Origin of the sequence: Leisingera sp. ANG-DT, from assembly GCF_000813785.1 — a bacterium.
In the GTDB taxonomy this organism is placed as follows: domain Bacteria; phylum Pseudomonadota; class Alphaproteobacteria; order Rhodobacterales; family Rhodobacteraceae; genus Leisingera.
Map to the genome: position 1 here is coordinate 1 of NZ_JWLE01000058.1, position 3,223 is coordinate 3,223.

Annotated in this window: 3 protein-coding genes; all 3 read left to right on the forward strand. The window is 64.5% G+C overall.

Going from position 1 to position 3,223, the window contains the following annotated elements; translation table 11 throughout:
* A partial coding sequence (locus RA21_RS21540) for an AAA family ATPase (RefSeq protein WP_039152598.1) occupies window positions 1-1,028 on the forward strand: 1,028 nt, incomplete at its 5' end.
* Window positions 1,029-1,357: 329 nt separating this feature from the next.
* Window positions 1,358-1,537 carry a hypothetical protein gene (locus RA21_RS22740; protein WP_152610607.1) on the forward strand — a complete coding sequence of 60 codons (180 nt, stop codon included), beginning with the start codon at window positions 1,358-1,360 and terminating at the stop codon, window positions 1,535-1,537.
* A gap of 25 nt (window positions 1,538-1,562) precedes the next feature.
* Window positions 1,563-3,223 (forward strand): recombinase family protein (locus tag RA21_RS21545; RefSeq protein WP_039152600.1); only part of this gene is annotated, 1,661 nt, incomplete at its 3' end.

The window sequence follows — 3,223 nt, forward strand, 5'->3', positions numbered from 1 at the left end:
AAAGCTTCGATGAAGCACGGCAGAATGCGCCCTGTATCCTCTTCATCGACGAGATCGACGCGATCAGCTCGCGCACCAGCGGCGACACCCACGGCAGCAGATATGGATCGCAGGTGATCGCTGGTCTCCTGGAGCAGATGGACCGCATCGGCCTGGAGGAAGGGATCATGGTGGTTGGTGCCTGCAACCACCCGCAGCACATCGACCCCGCGGTGCTGAGAGCCGGGCGGTTTGACATCAAGATCGAGATGCCGTTGCCAAGCATGGCGATGCTGCAGCACCTCCTTGCTGAGCGGCTGCAGGACGCATTCCCCGAGGATGCGATGTTGGAGCTGGCGCGGGACAGCATTGGCAAAACCGCCGCCGACGTGGACGCGGCGGTGCGCTCTGCCCGCAGTGAAGCCCGGCACAGCGGCTGCCCGCTCGATCTGCAGCTTCTGCGCCGCCATCTGCAAGTCATGGCACAGGAGGAGAACCACGACCTGCTTTACCGCATCGCCATTCATGAAGCCGGTCACGCCATCACCTCGTGGAGCTACGGCGAGACGATCACGCGGATCAGCCTGTCTCCATCTGGCGGCACAATTGAGCGGGATGTTCCCCCGAACGCGGGTCTGTCGGCAGACTTTGAATGCCAGCTGTATATCCACCTCGCAGGGCGGGCGGCGGAGCGGCTCATCTTTGGGACTGTGTCCGCTGGCGCTGGCGGCAGCGCCACCTCCGACCTCGGAAAAGCAGCTCGGATGGTCCTGGCGATGGATTTTGAACTGGGTTTAGGGGCCTTCGGCAACGGCTGGTTTGGACCGCAGGATCCCTCCCGCCTGACGGCCTGCGAACGCCAGCGCCTGCAGGAGCGGCTCGACTACGCCGAGGACCACGCGCGCGCGCTGCTGTACCCCCATCAACAACTGCTTAAGGACATGGCTGCAGACCTGGTGCAGAAACGAGAGTTCGACGCCAAGGCGGTCCGGTCCTGGCTGCGTGACGTGCCGCGGCATGTAGATCCAGAGCCGGTCCTGGACCAGTAGATGCGCCCGCCAACCAAGCCGCACCGCCGCGAGGTTTGCACAAGTCTTATGTGCAAACTTCCGCGGTGCAGGCTCCGGTTGGTCCAAAATCCGGATAATTCCCTTCCGGAAATACTTTGTCCCAAAGCCCCGCCGGAGCGGTCTATGCCCCGCATCCCTGCCCAGCTCCCTCTGCAGAGGGAAAGTTCCGTATTTCTAGTCCCTTATCCACAATTTCCGTCTCCGCAGAGTTACAACCTGGGTCGATCCAACCCAGTCCGGCGCATTAAACTGTCTCCATCAGCACACGCGGGCGGCCACCGCCCACCGGAGACAGGAGACCTCGGCCTATGGCACGGGACCGGAAGAGACATGCCGAATGCCCGCAGGCGCCGGAAACACCCGGCCGCCCGCAAAACGGCTCCTGCCGGCAGGACGCCGGTTCCCGCGCGTCACTTCACGAACTCCTGCGCGCCCTCGCCCGCGAGGCAGCCCGCACCGACCACCGGGACGGCAATTCTCCCGGTTAACATCAAACCACCGGAGAACACCGCCATGTCCCAGCCCAGGCTCAGAGCAGCCATCTACGCCCGCTACTCGACAGACCTGCAACGCGACGCCTCTGTCGAGGACCAGATCCGCGACTGCACCGATTACGCCAAGGCCCAGGGGCTGGAGGTCGTGGCCACCTATTCCGACCGCGCCATCTCCGGCGCCAGCCTTATGCGCAGCGGCATGCAGGCCCTGCTCCGCGATGCGCGCGGCGGCACCTTCGATGTGGTTATCTCGGAAGCCCTCGACCGTCTAAGCCGCAACCAGGCCGACATTGCCCACATCTACCAGGAATTTTGCTTCAACGGCCTCCCGATCGAGACCGTGGCGGACGGGCTGATTTCGGAGATCCATATCGGGCTGAAGGGGACGATGAATGCGCTCCAGCTCAAGGACATCGCGATGAAGACTCACCGCGGTCTCAAAGGGCGCGCACTGGAGGGCAAATCCGCAGGCGGCAAAGCTTACGGATACCGCATGAAGCCGCAACTCACGAGCAATGGCGACGTGATCCGCGGCGAGCGCGAGATCCATCCGGAAGAGGCAGATGTCGTGCGCCGGATCTTCGCGAACTACGCCCGCGGGCTTTCGCCGAAGAAGATCGCCGAAGCGCTCAACAAGGAGCGCGTGCCTGCCCCGTCCGGCCGCCACTGGGGTGCCTCCACCATTCACGGCAACCGCCAGCGCGGCTCCGGCATCCTGAACAATGAGCTCTACATCGGGCGGCAGGTCTGGAACCGGCTGCGCTACGTGAAGGATCCGCAAACGGGCAAGCGCATCTCGCGGCTGAACCCGGAAAGCGAGTGGACGATCACCGACGTTCCGCAGTTGCGGATCGTCGAACAGGATCTCTGGGATGCGGTCCGGGCCCGCCAGGGCGAACTGAAGACCGCGGGCACCAATGTGCCGGTCTGGGACCGGCGCCGCCCCAAGACCTTGTTTTCCGGCCTGATGGCCTGCGGCTGCTGCGGCGGCGGCTTTGCCAAGATCTCCAGGGACAGCTTCGGCTGCTCCCCGGCCCGCAACAAGGGGGCCGCGGTCTGCAGCAACAAGCGCACGATCAAGCAGGCCGACCTGGAAGCCCGGGTGCTGGATGCGCTTGCGAACCACCTGATGGATCCGGACGCGGTGCAGGTCTTCTGCGAAGAATACACAGCCGAGCGCAACCGGCTGAAGGCGGCAGCCGCCGGGAACCGCAAGGAAAAGGAACAGGCACTGGCCCGCGCAAAACGCGACCACCAGAAGCTGGTGGATGCGATCATCGCGGGCGTGCCCGCGGAGCAGGTCAAAGACCGGATGATCGAGCTCGACACGCGGCGCCAGCAGCTGGAACGGGAGCTGGAGCATACCCCAGCCCCGGACCCGGTGGTGTTTCACCCGTCGATGGCGGAGGCCTACCGCGAACGGGTATCGCGGCTGATCCGGACCCTTGGGTCCGCCGAAGGCATGGAAGACGCCAAGGAGGCGCTGCGCGCATTGGTGGAGCGGATCGTGCTGACGCCTGCGGCGGAGGGCGCTGGCCTGGATCTGACGCTGGAGGGCGATCTGGCCGGGCTGCTGCGGCTTGCTGCGGGCGCGGAAGGCGCAAATACGAAGAAGGCCCCGGATTGCAGATCCGAAGCCTTTGATATGTCTGGCGAATTAGTGTTGGTTGCGGGAGCAGG

Coding starts and splice junctions, on each gene's coding strand:
- RA21_RS22740 (WP_152610607.1), top strand. CDS start 1,358: ATGGCACGGGACCGGAAGAGACATGCCGAATGCCCGCAGGCGCCGGAA.